Raw genomic sequence first — 20,215 nt, 5'->3', positions numbered from 1 at the left:
GGCCGGCGCATGCCGGCCACATCGCGGGCGCTTACTCGCCGAGCGTCAGCAGCGACGCGTTGCCGCCGGCCGCCGTGGTGTTGATGGTCACGGTCTTCTCGGTGGTGAAACGCGGCAGGTAATGCGAGCCGCCGGCCTTGGGGCCGGTGCCCGACAGGCGCTGGCCGCCGAAGGGCTGCACGCCGACGACGGCGCCGATCTGGTTGCGGTTGACGTAGACGTTGCCGACGCGCGCGCGCGACGTAATCGTCTCGACCGTCTCGTCGATGCGCGAGTGGATGCCCAGCGTGAGGCCGTAGCCGGTGTTGTTGATCGCGTCGATCACCGCGTCGAGCTCGCTGGCCTTCCAGCGGATCACGTGCAGCGCCGGGCCGAAGTTCTCGCGCTGCAGCTGCGACAGCGACTGCAGTTCCCACGCACGCGGCGCGAAGAACGTGCCGTGCGCGGAGGCCTCGCCGACCGGCGTGGTCGCGATCAGGCGCGCTTCGCTGGCCATGCGCTCGGCGTGCGCGTCGAGCATGCGCAGCGCGTCGGCGTCGATCACCGGGCCGACGTCGGTCGACAGCAGCGCCGGGTCGCCGACGCTGAGCTCCTGCATCGCGCCGGCCAGCATCTCCAGCACCTTGTCGGCGATGTCGTCCTGCACGAACAGCACGCGCGCGGCCGAGCAGCGCTGCCCGGCCGAGGTGAACGCCGAACCCAGCGCGTCCTTGACCAGCTGCTCGGGCAGCGCGGAGGAGTCGGCGATCAGCGCGTTCTGGCCGCCGGTCTCGGCGATCAGCGTGCCGATCGCGCCGTCGCGCGCGGCGAGCGCGCGGTTGATCGCCAGCGCGGTCGCGTTCGAGCCGGTGAACACCACGCCGGCCACGCGCGCATCCGAGGTCAGCGCGGCGCCGACGCTCGCGCCATCGCCCGGCACGTACTGCAGCACGGCTTCCGGCACGCCGGCTTCGTGCAGCAGCTTGACCGCGGCGTGGCCGACCAGCGTGGTCTGCTCGGCGGCCTTGGCGATGACGGTGTTGCCCGCGGCGAGCGCGGCGGCGATCTGGCCGGCGAAGATCGCCAGCGGGAAGTTCCACGGGCTGATGCACACGAACACGCCGCGGCCCGAAAGCTGCAGGCTGTTGGACTCGCCCGTCGGGCCGGGCAGCGCCTCGACGATGAACAGACGACGCGCCTCGCCGGCGTAGTAGCGCAGGAAATCCACGGCCTCGCGCACTTCGGCCACGCCGTCGGGGATGGTCTTGCCGGCTTCGCGCGTGCACATCGCGATGTATTCGGGCGTGCGCGCTTCCAGCAGGTCGGCGGCGTGCTCGAGGATCGCCGCGCGCGAAGCGGCGGGCATCGCGTTCCAGTCGGCATGTGCGTCGGTCGCGTTGCGCAGCGCCTGCTCGACGGTGGCGGTGTCGGCGGCCTGCCACTGGCCCACGCGCACGCGGCGGTCGGCGGGGCTGGCAACGTCGATGGTGTCGCCACCCGTGCTCGCCCCCGGCACCAGCGGGCCGGCGGTCCATGGGCCGGCATGGGCCTGGATCTGCTCGGCGAGTGCGGCGAGCTGCGCGTCGTTGGCGAGATTGACGCCCATGGAATTGCTCCTGTCGTGCGACTGGCTGCGGTAGAGATCGACCGGCAGCGGAATGCGGGGGTGGGGGATCGATTCGAAACCGGACACGACCTCGACCGGATCGCGGATCAGGTCGTCGATCGCGACGTCCTCGTCGCTGATGCGGTTGACGAAGCTGGAGTTGGCGCCGTTCTCGAGCAGGCGCCGCACCAGGTACGGCAGCAGGTCCTCGTGCGAGCCGACCGGTGCGTAGACGCGGCAGGCCACGTCGAGGCGATTGGCCGGGATGACCTCGGCGTAGAGGTCGTCGCCCATGCCGTGCAGCTTCTGGAACTCGTAGGGCTTGGCGCCGCCGGCAGCCGGCAGCAGCGTCGTCGCCATGCGGTGCACGGCGGCGATGGTGTGCGCGTTGTGGGTCGCGAACATCGGATAGATCGCATCGGTCGCCGACAGCAGGCGGCGCGCATTGGCGAGATAGCTGACGTCGGTGTTGGGCTTGCGGGTGAACACCGGATAGCCCGGGTGGCCTTCCACCTGGGCGCGCTTGACCTCGCTGTCCCAGTACGCGCCCTTGACCAGGCGCACCGGGATGCGGCGGCCATGCGCGCGGGCGAGGGCGGCGATCCAGTCGATCACGAACGGCGCACGCTTCTGGTAGGCCTGCACGACGATGCCGAAGCCGTCCCAGCCGGCCAGCGAGGCATCGGACCAGGCGGCCTCGATGACGTCGAGCGAGAGTTCTAGGCGATCGGCTTCCTCGGCATCGACGGTCAGGCCGATGCGGTAGCCCTTCGCGCGCTGGGCCAGGTCGCGCAGGCGCGGCGCGAGTTCGGCCAGCACGCGGTCGCGCTTGGCGTGTTCGTAGCGCGGGTGCAGCGCCGAGAGCTTGACCGAGATCGACGGCGCGGTGATCGCGTCCTCGAACGGCCCCGTGCGGCCGATCGCATCGATCGCATCGCGGTAGGCCTTCAGATAGCGGTCGGCGTCGGCCTGGGTCAGCGCGGCCTCGCCGAGCATGTCGAACGAATAGCGGTAGGCGGCATTGGCGCCCTTGCGCGAGCGCGTCAGCGCTTCGCCGATCGTGCGACCCATGACGAACTGGTGGCCCATGATCCGCATCGCCTGGCGCACCGCGAGCCGGATCACCGGCTCGCCGACGCGGCCGATCAGGCGCTGGAACGCGTTGTGGACGTTGCGCTTGGTGTCGTCGGCCAGATCGACCAGATGCCCGGTCAGCATCAGGCCCCAGGTGGACGCATTGACCAGGACCGAATCCGACTGGCCCATGTGCTTGCGCCAGTTGGCCTCGCCGAGCTTGTCGCGGATCAGCGCATCGGCCGTGTCCTGGTCCGGAATGCGCAGCAGCGCCTCGGCCACGCACATCAGCAGCACGCCTTCCTCGCTGCCGAGGTCGTACTGCTGCATGAAGGCCTCGATCGCACCCTGGTCCTGCGCGCGGGCGCGGACCCGGCGCACCAGGTCGGCGGCGGTGGCCTGGATGGCGGCGCGGTCGGCGTCGGGCTGGCGCGCCTGCGCCAGCAACGCGTGGACGCGCTCGGTTTCATCGGCGGTCCAGGCGGCGGTGATCGCCTCGCGCTGCGGCTGGAGGGAGGTCGCGGGAGCGGCGGGCGACGGACTGGCGTTCAAGGCGGGGACGACCGGCTGGGGCAGAAGCGGAATTCTAGCCTGCCGCCCCCGTTGCCCACTGTGCGCAACCCGCCTGAAGGCGCGTGCGGCGATGGCGCCTCGCGCGAATGCGGGCGGCACCGATGCGACCGGCACGGGTGGAAACGGGAGAACCGCGACACATGCGGGTATCCTCGACGGCGTCCGACGGGCTTTTGTCCGCTGCAGCGCCCTCCGATGCCGGTTCGAGACCGGCGGATCACCGGGGTGCGGCAGCGCGGCTTGCTCCTGTCGAACGCCGACAGCTACCATTCATGCGTTATTCGCAGTACGCCGCCGCTCCTGCATGTGTCGCCCGGTCGTCATCGCCGGGCGAGGACGGACGCGTTCCCGCCAGCACCAAGGCCAGCTCAGGTATGGGGTCCGATGTGAAGCAAGGCGCTTGTTCCAAGAGGTACGCGTCCAGACTGTGGATGGGGGGCGCTGCGGCGCTTCTGGCATCGACGCAGGTCATGGCGCAGTCCGCGGATCCCAAGCCGTGGCAGCTCAACATGGGCCGCGGTGTCACCACCTCCGCCCAGCACGCCTACGACGCGCACATGCTCGCGCTGTGGGTGTGCGTGGTGATCGGCGTGCTGGTGTTCGGCGCGATGGCGGTGGCGATGTTCCGCTTCCGCAAGTCGCGCGGTGTCACCGCGGCGCAGTTCAGCCACAACACCACGGCCGAGATCATCTGGACCGTCGTCCCGATCGTCATCCTGGTGCTGATGGCGGTGCCGGCCACGCAGAAGCTGATCGCGATGTACGACACCCGCGACTCCGAGATGACCGTCAAGGTCACCGGCGTGCAGTGGATGTGGAAGTACGAGTACCTCGGCGAGAACGTGGTGCTGACCAGCCGCCTGGACCGCGAGAGCGACCGCCTGCGCCAGAGCCGCGACACCACGCGCGCCGAGCTCGACGCCCACGGCCATTACCTGCTCGACGTCGACAACCAGCTGGTGCTGCCCACCAACACCAAGATCCGCTTCGTCGTGACCGCCGACGACGTGATCCATTCCTGGTGGGTGCCGGCCTTCGGCTGGAAGCAGGATGCGATTCCCGGCCTGGTCAACGAGGCCTGGACCGAGATCCTCGAGCCCGGCGTCTACCGGGGCCAGTGCGCGGAACTGTGCGGCAAGGACCACGGCTTCATGCCGATCGTCGTGCGCGCCGTCCCGCCGGCCGAATTCCAGACCTGGCTCGCCGCCGAAAAGGCGAAGAGCGCGCCGGCCATCCCCGCGCCGGGCGAGCCCGGACCTGCCGACGCCGCACCTGCACCGTCGCCTGACGCCGCGCCTGCCGAGGCGGCCGCCTCGGCCACGCAGACCCCGTCCGCCCCTGCCGCATCCGCGGCCGGCTGATCGATCGAGGCACATCGCACATGTCGACGACGCACCCCGCCACCGCTGACGCGCACCACGACGATCACCATGCCCACACGCAGGGGTTCGTCCAGCGCTGGTTCTTTTCCACGAACCACAAGGACATCGGCACGCTCTACCTGCTGTTCTCCTTCATGATGTTCGTCGTCGGCGCGGCGATGAGCGTGGTCATCCGCACCGAGCTCGCCGTGCCGGGCCTGCAGCACGTCAGCCCGCAGTTCTTCAACCAGATGACCACCATGCACGCGCTGGTGATGATCTTCGGTGGCGTGATGCCGGCCTTCGTGGGCCTCGCCAACTGGATGATCCCGCTGCAGATCGGCGCACCGGACATGGCGCTGCCGCGCATGAACAACTGGTCGTTCTGGATCCTGCCGTTCGCGTTCACGCTGCTGCTGATGACGCTGCTGCTGCCGGGCGGTGGCCCGGCCGGTGGCTGGACGCTGTACCCGCCGCTGTCGCTGCAGGGTGGCAGCAGCGTGTCGCTGACGATCTTCGCCATCCACATGATGGGCATCAGCTCGATCATGGGCGCGATCAACGTCATCGCGACGATCCTCAACATGCGCGCCCCGGGCGTGGACCTGCTGAAGATGCCGATCTTCTGCTGGACCTGGCTGATCACCGCATTCCTGCTGATCGCGGTGATGCCGGTGCTCGCCGGCGCGGTCACGATGCTGCTGACCGACAAGTTCTTCATGACGTCGTTCTTCAACGCGGCCGGCGGCGGCGACCCGGTGATGTACCAGCACATCTTCTGGTTCTTCGGGCATCCCGAGGTCTACATCATGATCCTGCCGGCGTTCGGCGTGGTCTCGGAGATCCTGCCGACGTTCTCGCGCAAGCCGCTGTTCGGCTACCAGGCCATGGTCTACGCGACCGCGTCGATCGCCTTCCTGTCGTTCATCGTGTGGGCCCACCACATGTTCACCGTCGGCATGCCGCTCGGTGGCGAAATCTACTTCATGTTCGCGACGATGCTGATCGCGATTCCGACCGGCGTGAAGGTGTTCAACTGGGTGTCGACGATGTGGCGCGGTGCGATGACGTTCGAGTCGCCGATGCTGTGGTCGATCGCGTTCGTGATCCTGTTCACCATCGGCGGGTTCTCCGGCCTGATGCTCGCGATCGTGCCGGCCGACTTCCAGTACCACGACACCTATTTCGTCGTCGCCCACTTTCACTACGTCCTGGTGACCGGCGCGCTGTTCTCGATCATCGCGGCCACCTACTACTGGTGGCCGAAGTGGACGGGCCGGATGTACAGCGAGTTCTGGGCGAAGGTGCATTTCTGGTGGACGATCGTCTTCGTCAACCTGCTGTTCTTCCCGCAGCACTTCCTCGGCCTGGCCGGCATGCCGCGCCGCATTCCCGACTACAACGTCGTGTTCGCGGACTGGAACCTGATCAGCTCGATCGGCGCGTTCGGCATGTTCGTCACGCCCTTCATGATGTTCGCGATCCTGCTGCACTCGAAGCTGCGCGGTGCGCCCGCCGCGGCGCGTGCATGGGAAGGCGCCCGCGGTCTGGAGTGGACGGTCCCGTCGCCGGCGCCGCACCACACCTTCGCCAAGCCGCCGGTGATCCGGCCGGGCGATCTGGCCCACGACGACATCAGTCACTGATGCCGAGCGCGATGACCACGCCCGATCCCGGTACCGACCTTGCTGCCCGCCGCCGACGCGCGCGGCGCACGGCAGTGGTGGTCGCGGCGATCGCAGCGCTGGTGTACATCGGCTTCATCGCACGCGGGGTGCTGCTGTCGTGAGTGACGCGGTGCGCCCGCCCGAAGCGCGGACCGACACCCGACCGGCATCCAAGACGGTCGGGATCGGCAAGCTCGTCGGCGTGTCGATCGTCGCGTTCGCCTTCACCTTCTCGCTGGTGCCGCTCTACCGCATCGCCTGCGAGAAGGTGTTCGGGATCCGCCTGGAGAACAGCGCGGTCGCGGCGCCGGCAACCGCCGCCACCCCGGCCGAGCGCTGGGTCACGGTGGAGTTCGACGCGACGGTGAATTCGCGTCTGCCCTGGTCGTTCCATCCCAACGAAACCCGCATGCGCGTGCGCGTGGGCGAGCAGTACGAGACCACGTACTACGCGCACAACGACAGCACCGCGCCGGTCGTCGGCAGCGCCACGCCATCGGTGGCGCCCGCGCGCGCGTCGGGCTTCTTCCAGAAGACCGAATGTTTCTGCTTCACCGCGCAGACGCTGGAGGCGGGCGAGACCCGCGACATGCCGGTGCGTTTCATCATCGATCCGTCGTTGCCGAAGGACGTCAACACGGTCACGCTGAGCTATACCTTCTTCAAGAACGACGTACTGACCTCGCGTCTGGCCGCCCACGTGGCGCCGGCACGCGGTATTCCGGGCGTGGTCGCGGCGCCCTGAGCCCGCACCGCGCCTTTCCGCCCCACGCATCGACGATCCCGGACACCGCCATGGCCCACGCCAAGCTCGAGCAGGACCCCGACCTCTACTTCGTGCCGCACGACAGCAAGTGGCCGGTGTTCGCATCCGTCGCGCTGTTCGTCACGATGCTGGGCCTGGCCAGCTGGTTCAACGAGGCCAGCTGGGGGCGCCCGACGTTCTTCGTCGGCATCGCGGTGCTGGCGCTGATCCTGTTCAAGTGGTTCGCCGACGTGGTGCTCGAGTCGGTGTCGGGCTACTACAACAAGCAGGTCGACCTGTCGTTCCGCATGGGGATGGTGTGGTTCATCTTCTCGGAGATCATGTTCTTCGCCGCGTTCTTCGGCGCGCTGTTCTACGCCCGCACGCTGTCGCTGCCGTGGCTGGGCGGCGAAGGCTCGGGCGCGATGACCAATGCGGTGCTGTGGGACGGCTACAGCGCGGCGTGGCCGTCGGCCGGCCCTGGTGATATCGGCGGCGCGTTCCAGACGATTCCGGCCTGGGGTCTGCCGCTGCTCAATACGCTGATCCTGCTGGCGTCGGGCATCACCATCACCATCGCGCACCACGCGCTGCGCGCCGCGCACCGCACCCAGCTGCTGGTGTTCCTCGGCGCGACGATCCTGCTCGGCTGCGTGTTCCTGTTCTTCCAGATCGAGGAATACGTCCACGCCTACCGCGATCTCAATCTCACGATGGGATCGGGCATCTACGGCTCGACGTTCTTCATGCTCACCGGCTTCCACGGCGCGCACGTGACGCTGGGCACGATCATGCTGATCGTGATCTGGCTGCGCTGCTACCGCGGCCACTTCACCAAGGAAAACCACTTCGCGTTCGAGGCGGTCGCCTGGTACTGGCACTTCGTGGACGTGGTGTGGCTGATCCTGTTCCTGTTCGTCTACGTCGTCTGACGACGCGTCGACGCCGGGCGGCGCATCGTCGCCGCCCGCATCCCACTTCCGGCCTCAGCCGTAGACGCCATGCGGCTTGATCCAGCCCATCCAGATCGCCAGCAGCACCAGCAGGATCAGTCCGACCGACAGGCCGATGCGGCGCGTGAGCGCTTTCACCGTGCGGTCGGTCGTGCCCTTGTCGGTCATCATGTAGTAGAGCGCGCTGCCCAGATTCCACAGGATCAGCAGCACGAAGGCGATGATCAGCAGCAACTTCAGCGAATCGTTCATCACCATCGCGGGCTCCGGAACACAGGGTGTGTGGGCCGATTATTGCAGTCCGCGGAGGGTCGCGCGTGAGTCTGCGCCGGACCCGCATCATCGGCTGGACACTGGCCGTGCTGGCGATTGCGGCCTTCGTGTCGCTGGGCCAGTGGCAGCTGTCGCGGATGAGCCAGAAGCAGACGATGCTCGACGCGGTCGCGGCCACGCTCGCCGCCCGTACGCCGGTGCCGCTGGCCGCGGCCGGCGATGCCGGACGGGCGCGTGACTACGACTGGAGCGCGGGTCGCGGCCGTTTCGTCGACCGTCCGGCCTTCGTGCTCGACAACCAGATCCAGGCCGGGATGCCCGGTCTGCGCGTCTACCGGCTGTTCGCGCCCGACGACGCGCCGCCGCTGCTGGTCGATCTGGGCTGGACCCCGCTCGTCGACCGGGTCACGCGTCTGCCCGATGCCGCCATCGTGCGCGGCGACGGGCTGCTCGGACGCGAGCTCGCGCTGCGCGGCCTGCTTGCGCCGCCGCCGTCGCCCGGCCTCGCGCTCGGACCGGCGCTCGCGCCCGGCGATGCGGTGCTGATGACCCGCATCGATCTCGCCGCGCTCGCCGCCGACACCGGTCTGCCAGCGCTGCCGCCACGCGTGCTGCGGCTCGATCCGGCGCTCGACATCGGCTACCTGCGCGATCTCGACGTGCTCCCCAACACGCTCACGCCCGACAAGCACCTCGGTTACGCGGTGCAATGGTTCGGGCTCGCCCTCGCGGTGCTCGTCATCGCCCTCGTGCTCACGTTCCGGACCCGCCGCCGATGAATCCATCTCCCGCGTCGACGCTGCCGCCCGCGCAGCGCAACCGCAATCGAATGCTGCTGGTGCTGATCCTGGTGCTGTTCCTCGGCAGCGCGCTGGTCGCCGGTGCATTGCGGTTCTCGGGCTGGCGTCCGTCGGGCATGCAGAACAAGGGCGAGCTGCTCGATCCGCCCGGCGACCTGCGCACGCATCCGCTGCATCTGATCGAAGGCGGCACCTACGACTGGCGCCCGGCCGAGCGGCGCTGGCGCATCCTCGTCGCGCCGCCGCGCGATTGCGCGCAGGCCTGCGTCGAAGTGTCGCGGCAGCTCGATCTGGTGTGGCAGCTGTTCGGCCGCAATGCCGACCACGTCGACATCCTCTGGGCGGGCGCGGTGCCCGAGGGCGCGGTCCGCAATCCGGCATGGCGTGTGGTCGAAGCTGACCCGGCGCTGCGTGCGACATTACCGCGCATCGACGGCGGCCCCGGCGAAGCGGACAATGGCGTCCCGGCCTACGTCGTAGATCCGAACGGGTTCGTGATCCTGCGCTACGCCCCGGGGTTCGATCCGGGCGACCTGCGCAGCGACATGGCCAAGCTGCTGAAGCTCAAGTGATGACCCAGACGCCCCCCGCGCGCGCCACGCCGTTCCGTCCGGCGACCCACAAGCATTTCCACCGCATCGCCTGGCTCGCCGCCGCGCTCACGCTGTGCGTGATCGTGTTCGGCGCGTTCGTGCGTCTTTCCGACGCCGGGCTGAGCTGTCCCGACTGGCCCACCTGCTACGGCCGTGCGGCGTGGCCGCAGGCCGCGTCCGAGGTCGTCGACCACGCCGCGAGCGCGATCCGCGAGTTCGAGTGGCACAAGGCCTGGCGCGAACAGGTGCACCGCCATCTGGCGGCGACGCTGGGTGTGCTGGTGCTGGGCCTGGCGCTGCTGGCGGCACGTCGACGCCGCTTCGGGGTGCTGCAGATCCTGGGCGCCTCGGCGCTGGTGGCGCTCGCGATCCCGCTCTACATGCAGGGCCACGTCATGGCCGCACTCGGCATCGCCGCGCTCGGCGAGGCCTTGCTGCTGATCGCCGCGCTGCGCTGGTCGAACGTCGATCTGGCGCGCGCAGCGGCGCTGACGCTGGCGGTGGTGGTCTTCCAGGCGCTGCTCGGCAAGTGGACGGTGACGATGCTGCTCAAGCCGGTCATCGTCATGGGCCATCTGCTCGGCGGCATGCTGACGTTCTCGCTGCTGCTGTGGATGGCGTGGCGGGCAACGGTGCAGCCGATCGTGCTGGTCGATGCACCGGCGCTGCGACGCTGGACGCTCGGCGCACTGGCGCTGGTCGGCGTGCAGATCGCGCTCGGCGGCTGGGTCAGCGCGAACTACGCCGCGCTCGCGTGCGGCGCCGGCGGCTGGGTCACCGACGCGCACCACTACGTCGACTTCCCGAAGTGCGTCGGGCAATGGTGGCCGCAGGCCGATTTCCGCGAAGGCTTCGTGCTGTGGCGCGGCGTCGGCGTGGATTACGAAGGCGGCGTGCTCGACGGCGCGGCGCGTGTGGCGATCCAGCTCGCGCACCGGGTCATGGCGATCGCGGTGTTCGCCTATCTGATCGCATTCGCAGTGCGCCTGCTGCGCACGCCCGGCCTGCGGGGCTGGGCGGTCGCGCTCGCGTTGCTGACTTGCGCGCAGGTTGCGCTCGGCATTCTCAACGTCAAGCTCGCCTTGCCGCTGTCCGTGGCGGTCATGCACAACGGCGGTGCCGCGCTACTGCTGTTCGTGCTGGTCTCGCTGCTCGCGCGCCTGAAGCGGCCGGACTGAGGTGGCGATGCAGGCACGCGACTACTGGACGCTGACCAAGCCGCGCGTGGTGGCGCTGATCGTGTTCACCGCGCTGGTCGGCATGTTCCTCGCCGTGCCGGGCCTGCCGCCGTGGAAGGAGACCGTGTTCGGTCTGCTGGGCATCTGGCTGGCGGCGGCCTCGGCGGCAGCGATCAACCATCTGATCGACCAGCGCATCGACAAGGTCATGGCACGCACCGCGCACCGGCCGCTGGCGACCGGTGCGCTGCGTCCGGTGCAGGTGCTGGTGTTCGCGCTGGCACTGGGCGCGGCGTCGATGGCGATCCTGGTGCTGCTGGTCAACGTGCTGACCGCCGCGCTGACGTTCGCCTCGCTGATCGGCTACGCGGTGATCTACACCGGCTGGCTGAAGCGCGCGACGCCGCAGAACATCGTCATCGGCGGCGTGGCGGGCGCGGCGCCGCCGCTTCTGGGCTGGGCCGCGGTGACCAACATGCAGGGCCAGTGGGACTGGGCCCATGCGCTGCTGCTGGTGCTGATCATCTTCGTGTGGACGCCGCCGCATTTCTGGGCGCTGGCGATCTTCCGCCGCGAGGACTACGCGCGCGCGCTGGTGCCGATGCTGCCGGTGACCCACGGCGTGGCGTATACGCGCTGGCAGATCCTGATCTACACGGTGCTGCTGGTGGTGATCACCCTGCTGCCGGTCGCGATCGGCATGAGTGGCGTGTTCTATCTCGGCGGCGCGGTGGTGCTGGGCCTGGTGTTCCTCTGGTACGCGTGGCGCCTGCTCGATCCGCCGGACGAGTTCTTCGCGATGCGGATGTTCAATTATTCGGTCGTGTATCTGATGGCGCTGTTCGCGTTCCTGCTCATCGACCACTGGCTGCTGCCGTGGTTGCCGGGCGCGGGCGCGGCGGCCGGTGGACTGGAGTTCCAGCGCCTCGGCTGATGCGGGACGCGTCCGCTCCGGCGGGCGCGGGGCCCGCCGGCGCAGTCCGGGTCAGGACTTCTTCGCGGCCTTGTCGGCCCGCTTTTCCTTCAGGGTCTTGACCGGCTTCTTCTTGGTCTCTTTCTTCTTGTCGAGGCTCTTGGCCATCGTCGCGCTCCGCTGGGTCTGACGGGCGGCGGCGGAGCGCAGGCTCCGCGCCGGATCTGATCGGGCGTCCAAGCGCCGGATCACGACGCATCCTACGCTGACTCGCGCGCAGCGCCCACGGCGGACGCCGCAATCGCGTGTCCCGCGTGGCGCCGGTGCCTCGCCGCCGTCCGTGCGGACGCGCGGCGCTGCGTCCCGGGTGCTCGATCAGCCGCCCGCGACCACGGTCGAGGTCGGCGTCGCCTGCAGGCAGGCGTCCGGATCGCCGTCCAGGCCGGCCGGCATCTCGCAGGTGCGCGGCTCGAAATCGAGCGTGGCCTGCCAGCCCGTCCGGGTGTCGGGGGTCAGTGCCACCTGGACGTCCACATCGCGGATCGTCACGCGCGCGGTCTGCTGCGTGGCATCGCGCGCGTTCCAGCCGGCGAGCGTGTGGGCGAGCGCCGGGTCGAGCAGGCGGTTCGATTCGAGCAGCTGACGGGTCTGCGCCAGCGCATCGGGATGATCGAGTGCGCCGCCGACCGGCTGGATGTGGACGCCGACCAGCAGGCCACCCTGTTGCGTGAACGCGATCCGGTCGGCGGGCACGACGACCTGCTGGCCATCGGGCAGGCGCAGGGTGACGTCGCGCGATTCGGTGATCGTGTGCTCGGCCGCGAGCGCGCGCCCCTGTCGCGGCCAGGCCAGGTCGACCTGCTCGGCAACCGGCGCGGCGAGATCGATGTGCAGCGGCTTGGCCAGCGGTGGCGGGGTGTCGATCTTGGCGCAGGCGCCCAGGAAGACTGCGGCGCAGACGAGACCGGCGCCGAGGCGCGCGGACGGGAAGGGGATGGATCGGATCATGTGGCGACCTGTCGGGGAAAGGAAAAAGGGCGGGGGCACCGCGCCGGACCCGTCTACGCGGACTCGGCGGACACGTGGTGCTGGACGGACAGGTCGACCTGACGCTGCTGCGCCACCCCGTACCGGTCGATCCCCCGCGGGGATCAAACCAGCGCGAAGGTTAAGGAATCGTCAGCAGAACGTAAGCGCCAAGTGGTTGAAAGCGCTTACATTTCGGATCAGCGGGCGCGCTGGATCAGCAGTTCCCGCAGGGCCTGCTTGCCGTCGGCGTCCAGCGTGCCCTCGCGCTGCTGTCCCAGCAGGTCGTCGATGCGTTGCTGCAGCACCTGGCGGTCGAGCTGCGCGATGGCGTCCTGCAGCTCCTGGGCCCACGACGCCTCGTCGCCGGCGAACGCCTGGACCGCGAGCTTGCGCAGCGCCGGCGCTTCCTCGCGTTCTTCGAACTGTGACAGCAGTCCACCGGTGGTGATGTCCGGACGTACGCTGCCGATGGCGATCAGCTCGGTCAGCAGTTCGATGCCGGGCTGACGGAGGGCGACGAAGGGATACGGGGGCGGCAGCTGCGCCGCGAGTCCCGGCTTCTGCAGCAGCAGGGCGATGGCGTGCCGCACGACACTGCGCTTGGGCGGCGGTGCGCCGCGACCGCCGCGCAGCATGCGACCGGGGGCGGCCTGGGGCGCTGGCGTGACGCCGCCCAGGCCGGTGAGCTCCGCCAGGCGCTGGCGCATCAGGTCGGCGAAGGCGCCGTCAGGAATCTGCCCCAGCATCGGCTTGGCGCGTTCGGCCAGCCGCGCCTTGCCGTCCAGCGTCGACAGGTTGATGCCCTCGCCCAGGGTGTCGAAGAAGAACGTCGACAGCGGCGTGGCCTGGGCCAGGCGGGCCTCGAAGCCGGGCGCGCCTTCGGTGCGCACGATGGTGTCGGGGTCCTCGCCGTCGGGCAGGAACAGGAAGAAGGCCTGGCGTCCGTCGCGCATGCGCGGCAGCACCGATTCCATCGCCCGCGTCGCCGCGCGTCGGCCGGCGGCGTCGCCGTCGAAGCAGAAGAACACGTCGGGCGCATTGCGGAACAGCAGCTCGGCGTGGTCGGGCGTGGTCGCCGTGCCCAGGGTGGCCACCGCCTGCGGTACGCCGAACTGGAACAGCGAGACCACGTCCATGTAGCCCTCGACCACGACCAGCCGCTCGATCTTCTGGTTCGCCTGCCGGACCTGCCACAGACCGTAGAGCTCGCGGCCCTTGTGGAACAGCGGCGTCTCGGGCGAGTTGAGGTACTTGGGCGAATCCTCGGGCTTGAGCACGCGGCCGCCGAACGCGATCACGCGGCCGCGGCGGTCGTGGATCGGAAAGATCACCCGGTCGCGGAATTTGTCGTAGCTGTGGCCGCGGTCGTTCTTCGACAGCAGGCCGACCTTCTCCAGCACCGCGATGCGGCGCGCATCGTCCTTGCCCAGCGCATCCTTGAGCGCGGAAAAGCCATCGGGCGCATAGCCGATCGCGAACTGCTCGCGGATGCCGGCATCGACGCCGCGGCCGTCGAGATAGGCGCGCGCCGTCTCGTTGCCGGCGAGTTCGCGGACGAAGAAGCGCGACGCGGCCTCGAGCGCGTCGTACATCGGTGCACTGTCGGGCCGCGCCTCGCGCTGCTGGGTGTCGCGCGGGATCTCCATGCCGGCGCGCTTGGCCAGCTCGTCGACCGCATCGAGGAATTCGAGGCGGTCGTAATTCATCAGGAAGCTGATCGCGGTGCCATGCGCCCCGCAGCCGAAGCAGTGATAGAACTGCTTGGTCGGCGACACGGTGAAGCTCGCCGAACGCTCGTCGTGGAACGGACAGCGCGATGCGTATTCCTTGCCCTGCCGCTTCAGCGGCACGCGCGCGTTGATGACCTCGACGATGTCGGTGCGCGCCAGCAGGTCGTCGATGAAGGCGTCGGGGATGCGTGCCATCAGCGTGCTCCGCGCAGGCGCGCAGCAGCGACCGGGCGACGGACGCGGGGCAGGCAGGGCAGGGTGGGGACGGCGCGGATCATGCGGACGCTAGGATGCCACGCGCCGCGCGTATTGCCGCGCCCGGATGCCTCAGGCCGCCGGCGGTGGCGCGTTCGCGATCGCGGCCGCCTGGCGTTCGGCGCGCTTGCGCAGCGCACGTTCGACCGATGCGCGGCGCAGGCGTTCGTCGATGACCGCGGTGATCAATGCGCCGACGAAGAAGATCGTCGCGGCGTAGTACATCCAGATCAGCAGGATCACCAGCGTGCCGAACGAGCCATAGGCGCTGCCGGGCGCGGCGTGGGTGATGTAGATGCCGATCGCCCAGCGACCGAACACGAACAGCACCGACGTGATCAGGCCGCCGAAGAAGGCCTGGCGCCAGCGCACGCGACGGTCGGGCAGGTAGTGGTAGAGCAGGGCGAAGGCCAGCGAATACAGCACCAGCATCAGCGCGTTGCCGACCAGCGGCAGGATCGAAGGCACGTTGGCGAAGATCACTTCCACGGCGGTGGTCATCAGCGTCGACACCAGCACCAGGAAGCCGAGCGCGAACACCACGCCCGCCGAGAAGACACGCTTGCGCAGGAACGCCATCAGGCCGCCGGGCAGACGGTCGCCGTCGGTCCGGAAGATCAGGTTCAGCGTGCCCTGCAGCTGCGCGAACACGACCGTCGCGCCGACGAACAGCAGCAGCGTGCTCCACAGGCCGGCGAGCGAGCCGACATCGGGCTGTTCGTTCGCGTTCTGGATGACGGTGGTGGCGACCGTCTGCGCCCCTTCGCCGGCAAACGCGCCGATCTGCGCGAGCAGCGCTTCCTGCGCGGAGGGATACAGCGATGCGGTGATCCACAGCACCAGGATCAGCAGCGGCGCCAGCGAGATCAGCGTGTAGAACGACAGCGAAGCGGCCTGGGTCAGCAGGTCCGCATCGACGAAACGCTTGACCAGCGCCGCGGGCAGGCTGTCCTCGAGCCGGGTGACGCCCTTGTCCACGCGCGTGCGCAGGCGGCCCCAGCGCGTGTGGCGCACGGGTGCATCGGATTCGAAGGTGTCCTGCGGCGAGCTGCTCATGCGGTGCGGTTCGAAAAAGCCGATGTGCGGCGCGCGTGCGGCCCCTGCGGCGTTGCCGTCACCTTATGCACCGTGTCGTAGCAGCGCGTGAAGCGCAGGGCCTGTCAGCGCGTGGCGGCGGCGAGTGCGTGCAGGGCGTCGCCTTCGACGCGCTGCACGGTCCAGCCGTCCTGCGGCGCGGCGCCGAGTGCGCGATAGAAGCCGATTGCCGGCGCGTTCCAGTCGAGCACCGTCCACTCGAAACGGCCGCAGCCGCGCGCAAGGGCGAGTGCCGCCAGATGGCGCATCAGCTGCGTGCCGATCCCGCGCCCGCGATGCGCGGGGCGCACGAACAGGTCTTCCAGATACAGGCCGCGACGGCCGAGGAAGGTCGAGAACGTATGGAAGAACAGCGCGAAGCCGGCGGGCGCGCCGTCGACTTCGGCAATCACGACCTCGGCGGCGGGCGCATCGCCGAACAACGCATCGGCGAGCAGGGCCTCGGTGGCGACGACGGCGCCGGACAGGCGCTCGTAATCGGCCAGCTCGCGGATCAGGGCGAGCACCTGCGGCACGTCCTCGGGACGCGCCGCGCGCAGTACGACGTCCGCGACGGCCGGCATCAGCCCAGCGACTGCTTCACCAGGCGCGAGACCACGCCCATGTCGGCCTTGCCGGCGAGCTGCGGCTTGAGCACCGCCATCAGCTTGCCGATGTCGGCCGGGCCTGCGGCGCCGGTCTCGGCCTTGGCGCTGGCGATCGCAGCCAGGATCGCATCCTCGCCGAGCTTCTCGGGCAGATAGCGCTCGATGACGACGATCTCGTCGCGCTCCACCTGGGCCAGGTCTTCGCGGTTGGCGGCCTCGTACTGGCTCACCGAATCGCGGCGCTGCTTGACCATCTTCTCGAGCACGGCCAGCACCGCGGCGTCATCGAGTTCGATGCGCTCGTCGACTTCGCGCTGCTTGATCGCGGCCAGCATGAGGCGGATCACGCCGAGCGCGTGCTTGTCGCCGCCCTTCATCGCGGCCTTCATGTCTTCGGTGAGTTGCGGCTTCAGGGGCATGGCGGGCTCCGGGGCGGACAGATGCGGGGGCGCCGGAACCGGACATGGTCCACGGCGGAGACGACAAAAAGCCGGCGGCGCAGGGCGCTGCCGGCTTTCGCGTCATCGATGGATCGAACCGGGAACTCCCGGTCCGGGCCGATCAATACAGGCGCTGGCGCTTGGTGACGTCGCGCGAAACGCGGCGCGACTGGCGCTTCACGGCAGCAGCGGCCTTGCGCTTGCGCTCCTGGGTCGGCTTCTCGTAAAACTCGCGCTTGCGGGTTTCGGCGAGCACACCGGCCTTCTCGCAGGTGCGCTTGAAACGACGCAGCGCAAACTCGAAGGGCTCGTTTTCGCGGACTTTGACGCTTGGCATGGAATCTCCGGGGATCTGATCGTCCGGTCCTGATGACCGGCTCGAATCGAATTTCGAATGCGATACCACCGGGCTCGGGCCCGGCGAGCCGCGTATCATAGCGGTCTCCCGCGGCGGTGTGCAAGCTGCGGGCTGCCGTGCCCCGCGCGGCGCTCCCGTTCCGCTTCGAAGGCAGTCCCGCGATGAAAGTCCTCGGCATCGAAACCTCCTGCGACGAAACCGGCGTGGCCGTCTACGACACGGCGCTCGGCGGCGCCGAAGGACTGCGCGCCCACGCGGTGTACAGCCAGATCGCGCTGCACGCCGAATACGGCGGCGTGGTGCCCGAACTCGCCAGCCGCGACCATGTGCGCAAGCTGCTGCCGCTGGTGCGGCAGACGCTGGCCGAGGCGGGCCTGTCGACCGCCGACATCGACGGCGTGGCCTATACCGCCGGCCCCGGTCTCGTCGGAGCGTTGCTGGTGGGCGCCGGTGTCGCCCGGTCGCTGGCCTGGGGGCTGGATGTGCCCGCGATCGGCGTGCATCACATGGAAGGCCATCTGCTGGCGCCCTTGATGGAGGACGACCCACCGGCCGCGCCGTTCGTCGCATTGCTGGTGTCGGGCGGACATACCCAGCTGGTCGCCGTCGATGCGATCGGCCGCTACCGCCTGCTCGGCGAGACGCTCGACGATGCCGCCGGCGAGGCCTTCGACAAGACCGCGAAGATGATGGGTCTGCCGTATCCCGGCGGACCGCAGCTGGCCGCGCTCGCCGCGCACGGCACGCCCGGCGTTTTCAGGTTCCCGAGGCCGATGACCACGCGGCCGGGCCTGGATTTCAGTTTCAGCGGGCTCAAGACCCAGGTGCTGCTGGCCTGGCAGGGCAGCGACCAGTCCGACACCACGAAAGCCGACATCGCGCGCGGCTTCGAGGATGCCGTGGTCGACACGCTGGCGATCAAATGCGCGCGTGCGCTCGATGCCACGGGTTTCGACACGCTGATCGTCGCCGGCGGCGTCGGCGCCAACACGCGCCTGCGCGAGACACTCCGGGCCGACGCGCAGCGACGCGGCGGTCGCGTGTGTTTCCCGCGCCCGGCGCTGTGCACCGACAACGGCGCGATGATCGCCTTCGCCGGTGCGCTGCGTCTCGAAGCCGGCCAGCACGGCGATGCCGCGGTGCATGTGGTGCCGCGCTGGGACATGGCGTCGCTGCCGCCGCTCACAGCCGCGTGACCCGTCGGGCGACGCCGTCGCATCGCTGCCGCTAAGCTGCGGACTTTCCGCCGCATGCAATCGCCGCCATGGACAAAGTCTTCATCGAAGGTCTCGAGATCGAGGCGCTGATCGGCATCTACGACTGGGAGCGGCGCATCCGCCAGCCGCTGGTGTTCGATGTCGAGATGGCGTTCGACAACCGCGTGCCCGCCGCCAGCGACGACATCGAGGACACGCTGAACTACAAGGCGGTCAGCAAGCGCCTGATCGACTACGTCGCGGCGTCGGACTTCGGTCTCGTCGAGACGCTGGCCGAGCGCTGCGCGGCGATCGTGATCGAGGAGTTCAAGGTCGATTGGGTACGATTGAAGCTCAGCAAGCCGGGTGCGGTGCGTGGTGCGCGCGCAGTCGGCGTCCAGATCGAACGTACGCGCCAGACCTGAGGGCCGCGGGCTGGCGTGGCGCCCCGCGTGGCGCATGACCAGGAGATTCCCGCACGATGCAGCTGCAACTCGAACGCCTCCGCGACGTCCTCGCGCCCTATCCCTGGGCCTATACCGTCACCGTGCTGTGCGCGGTGGTGCTGCTGGCGTGGATCGCGAACTTCATCACCAAGCGCGTCCTGCTGCGCGGACTGCGCAAGCTGATCATGAAGACGCCGCTCGGCGGCGCGGAGCACGACCACGAGGTGCGGCTGCAGGTGATTCCGCGGCTGGCCAACGTGGTGCCGGCGCTGGTGGTCGCGTGGGGCATCACGTTCGTGCCCGACCTGCCGCCGCGGCTGGTGATGCTGGTCGAGCGGTTCTGCCAGGTGTTCGTGGTGTTGACGATCGCACTGGCGGTGTCGAAGGCGCTCGATGCGATCAATCGCGGTTACGAACGCCGGCCGGAGGCGCAGAACAAGCCCATCAAGGGCTACTTCCAGGTCGTCAAGATCATCATGTTCGTGCTGGTCGGCATCTCGGTGGTGGCGACGCTGATCGGCGCGGAGTTCCTGCACATCGTCACCGGCCTGGGCGCGATGACCGCGGTGCTGATGCTGATCTTCCAGGACACCATCCTGTCCCTGGTCGCCAGCGTGCAGATCAGCAACGACGGCCGGGTACGCGTGGGCGACTGGATCGAGATGCCCAGCCAGAACGCCGACGGTGACGTCATCGACATCGCACTGCATACCGTCACGGTGCAGAACTTCGACCGCACCGTGACCACGGTGCCGACCAAGAAGCTAGTCAGCGACGCGTTCAAGAACTGGCGCCAGATGTCGGAAGGCGGCGGCCGCCGGATCAAGCGCGCGCTGCACCTCGACCAGCACAGCGTGCGCTTCCTCGAGCCGGACGAGATCGCCAGATTCCGTCGCTTCACCGTGCTCGACGCCTATCTCGACCGCAAGGACCAGGAACTCGGCGCCTGGAACGCCCGGCTCGCCGAAACGGGCGCCGAGGCGGTGAACCGTCGCCGGGTCACGAATCTCGGGACGTTCCGCGCATACGTCGAGCACTACCTGCGGCACCATTCCGGCATCCACCAGGACTTCACCCTGCTGGTGCGCCAGCTCCAGCCCACCGAGTCGGGGCTGCCGCTGGAGATCTACGCGTTCACCAACGACACCGCGTGGGCCGTCTACGAAGGCATCCAGTCCGACATCTTCGACCACCTGCTGGCGATCCTGCCGGAGTTCGGGCTGCGGGTGTTCCAGGGCCACAGCGATGCACCGGTGGACGTCAATCTGCGGCGTCTCGACGCGGGCGGTCCTGCGCCGGCGCAGGGCGCATCGCCGGTGCGCGCCGCGCCGCCGCTGCCGGCGCCCGACGCGGTCTGAAGCGCA

The 20,215-nt window shown here is 69.2% G+C and carries 19 protein-coding genes and 1 pseudogene; 12 read left to right on the top strand and 8 right to left on the bottom strand.

What is annotated here, in order from left to right:
- Positions 1-31: 31 nt before the first annotated feature.
- The gene (gene putA, locus CURTO8I2_RS10385) at positions 32-3,211 is read right to left on the bottom strand and encodes a bifunctional proline dehydrogenase/L-glutamate gamma-semialdehyde dehydrogenase PutA (RefSeq protein ID WP_236551072.1); all 3,180 of its coding nucleotides are present in this window, start codon (positions 3,209-3,211) and stop codon (positions 32-34) included.
- A gap of 452 nt (positions 3,212-3,663) precedes the next feature.
- Here putA and coxB point away from each other — a divergent pair, with 452 nt between their 5' ends.
- From coxB to CURTO8I2_RS10365, 5 genes are read left to right on the top strand one after another with little or no spacing between them, the layout of a single operon-like run.
- Positions 3,664-4,593 carry a cytochrome c oxidase subunit II gene (gene coxB / locus CURTO8I2_RS10380; RefSeq protein ID WP_159680967.1) on the top strand — a complete coding sequence of 310 codons (930 nt, stop codon included), beginning with the start codon at positions 3,664-3,666 and terminating at the stop codon, positions 4,591-4,593.
- 20 nt (positions 4,594-4,613) lie between these two features.
- Positions 4,614-6,239, top strand: coding sequence for a cytochrome c oxidase subunit I (gene ctaD, locus CURTO8I2_RS10375; RefSeq protein WP_159680965.1), 1,626 nt, complete (start codon positions 4,614-4,616; stop codon positions 6,237-6,239).
- The gene (locus CURTO8I2_RS15450; protein WP_236551150.1) at positions 6,239-6,382 is read left to right on the top strand and encodes a hypothetical protein; all 144 of its coding nucleotides are present in this window, start codon (positions 6,239-6,241) and stop codon (positions 6,380-6,382) included. The genes ctaD and CURTO8I2_RS15450 overlap by 1 nt, the downstream gene beginning before the upstream one ends.
- An 8-nt stretch (positions 6,383-6,390) precedes the next feature.
- Positions 6,391-7,005 carry a cytochrome c oxidase assembly protein gene (locus tag CURTO8I2_RS10370; protein ID WP_159681652.1) on the top strand — a complete coding sequence of 205 codons (615 nt, stop codon included), beginning with the start codon at positions 6,391-6,393 and terminating at the stop codon, positions 7,003-7,005.
- Between the two features lie 50 nt (positions 7,006-7,055).
- Positions 7,056-7,937, top strand: coding sequence for a cytochrome c oxidase subunit 3 (locus CURTO8I2_RS10365; protein WP_159680963.1), 882 nt, complete (start codon positions 7,056-7,058; stop codon positions 7,935-7,937).
- Between the two features lie 54 nt (positions 7,938-7,991).
- Here CURTO8I2_RS10365 and CURTO8I2_RS10360 read toward each other — a convergent pair whose 3' ends face one another.
- A complete protein-coding gene (locus tag CURTO8I2_RS10360; protein WP_159681651.1) occupies positions 7,992-8,210 on the bottom strand; it encodes a twin transmembrane helix small protein in 219 nt (72 codons plus the stop codon).
- 65 nt (positions 8,211-8,275) lie between these two features.
- On the opposite strand from CURTO8I2_RS10360, the gene CURTO8I2_RS10355 reads away from it, so the two are divergent.
- The 4 genes from CURTO8I2_RS10355 to cyoE are packed head-to-tail and all read left to right on the top strand — an operon-like array spanning position 8,276 to position 11,736.
- Positions 8,276-9,010: an SURF1 family protein gene (locus CURTO8I2_RS10355; protein ID WP_159680961.1), complete on the top strand. Its 735-nt coding sequence runs from the start codon at positions 8,276-8,278 to the stop codon at positions 9,008-9,010.
- A complete protein-coding gene (locus CURTO8I2_RS10350; protein ID WP_159680959.1) occupies positions 9,007-9,603 on the top strand; it encodes a hypothetical protein in 597 nt (198 codons plus the stop codon). Before CURTO8I2_RS10355 ends, CURTO8I2_RS10350 begins: the two co-directional genes overlap by 4 nt.
- Entirely contained in the window at positions 9,603-10,802 is a 1,200-nt protein-coding gene (locus CURTO8I2_RS10345; RefSeq protein WP_159680957.1) for a COX15/CtaA family protein, read from the top strand. Before CURTO8I2_RS10350 ends, CURTO8I2_RS10345 begins: the two co-directional genes overlap by 1 nt.
- Before the next feature lie 7 nt (positions 10,803-10,809).
- Positions 10,810-11,736: a heme o synthase gene (cyoE, locus tag CURTO8I2_RS10340; protein WP_159680956.1), complete on the top strand. Its 927-nt coding sequence runs from the start codon at positions 10,810-10,812 to the stop codon at positions 11,734-11,736.
- A 354-nt stretch (positions 11,737-12,090) separates the two neighbouring features.
- On the opposite strand, the gene CURTO8I2_RS10335 is transcribed toward cyoE, so the two are convergent.
- From CURTO8I2_RS10335 to rpsU, 6 genes and pseudogenes are all read right to left on the bottom strand, one after another.
- Positions 12,091-12,723 carry a hypothetical protein gene (locus tag CURTO8I2_RS10335; RefSeq protein WP_159680954.1) on the bottom strand — a complete coding sequence of 211 codons (633 nt, stop codon included), beginning with the start codon at positions 12,721-12,723 and terminating at the stop codon, positions 12,091-12,093.
- 218 nt (positions 12,724-12,941) lie between these two features.
- The gene (gene dnaG, locus CURTO8I2_RS10330; RefSeq protein ID WP_159680952.1) at positions 12,942-14,669 is read right to left on the bottom strand and encodes a DNA primase; all 1,728 of its coding nucleotides are present in this window, start codon (positions 14,667-14,669) and stop codon (positions 12,942-12,944) included.
- A 216-nt stretch (positions 14,670-14,885) separates the two neighbouring features.
- Positions 14,886-15,743: pseudogene (locus CURTO8I2_RS10325) on the bottom strand (YihY/virulence factor BrkB family protein); the annotation flags it as partial.
- A 146-nt stretch (positions 15,744-15,889) separates the two neighbouring features.
- The gene (locus tag CURTO8I2_RS10320; RefSeq protein ID WP_159680947.1) at positions 15,890-16,387 is read right to left on the bottom strand and encodes a GNAT family N-acetyltransferase; all 498 of its coding nucleotides are present in this window, start codon (positions 16,385-16,387) and stop codon (positions 15,890-15,892) included.
- Positions 16,387-16,830 carry a GatB/YqeY domain-containing protein gene (locus CURTO8I2_RS10315; RefSeq protein ID WP_159680945.1) on the bottom strand — a complete coding sequence of 148 codons (444 nt, stop codon included), beginning with the start codon at positions 16,828-16,830 and terminating at the stop codon, positions 16,387-16,389. The genes CURTO8I2_RS10320 and CURTO8I2_RS10315 overlap by 1 nt, the downstream gene beginning before the upstream one ends.
- 142 nt (positions 16,831-16,972) lie before the next feature.
- Positions 16,973-17,188, bottom strand: coding sequence for a 30S ribosomal protein S21 (rpsU, locus tag CURTO8I2_RS10310; RefSeq protein WP_101926061.1), 216 nt, complete (start codon positions 17,186-17,188; stop codon positions 16,973-16,975).
- A 182-nt stretch (positions 17,189-17,370) separates the two neighbouring features.
- On the opposite strand from rpsU, the gene tsaD reads away from it, so the two are divergent.
- From tsaD to CURTO8I2_RS10295, 3 genes are all read left to right on the top strand, one after another.
- Entirely contained in the window at positions 17,371-18,405 is a 1,035-nt protein-coding gene (tsaD, locus tag CURTO8I2_RS10305; protein WP_159680943.1) for a tRNA (adenosine(37)-N6)-threonylcarbamoyltransferase complex transferase subunit TsaD, read from the top strand.
- 68 nt (positions 18,406-18,473) lie between these two features.
- Complete coding sequence (gene folB / locus CURTO8I2_RS10300; protein WP_159680941.1) at positions 18,474-18,830, top strand: dihydroneopterin aldolase; 357 nt, start codon at positions 18,474-18,476, stop codon at positions 18,828-18,830.
- A gap of 56 nt (positions 18,831-18,886) precedes the next feature.
- Positions 18,887-20,209, top strand: a complete 1,323-nt coding sequence (locus CURTO8I2_RS10295; RefSeq protein ID WP_159680939.1) for a mechanosensitive ion channel domain-containing protein — start codon at positions 18,887-18,889, stop codon at positions 20,207-20,209.
- Positions 20,210-20,215: the final 6 nt, after the last annotated feature.

This window comes from Luteimonas sp. 9C (genome assembly GCF_902506295.1).
Taxonomy (GTDB): Bacteria; Pseudomonadota; Gammaproteobacteria; order Xanthomonadales; family Xanthomonadaceae; genus Luteimonas.
The sequence above is the reverse complement of the archived record's forward strand: the minus strand, read 5'-3'. Positions and strand labels throughout refer to the sequence as shown.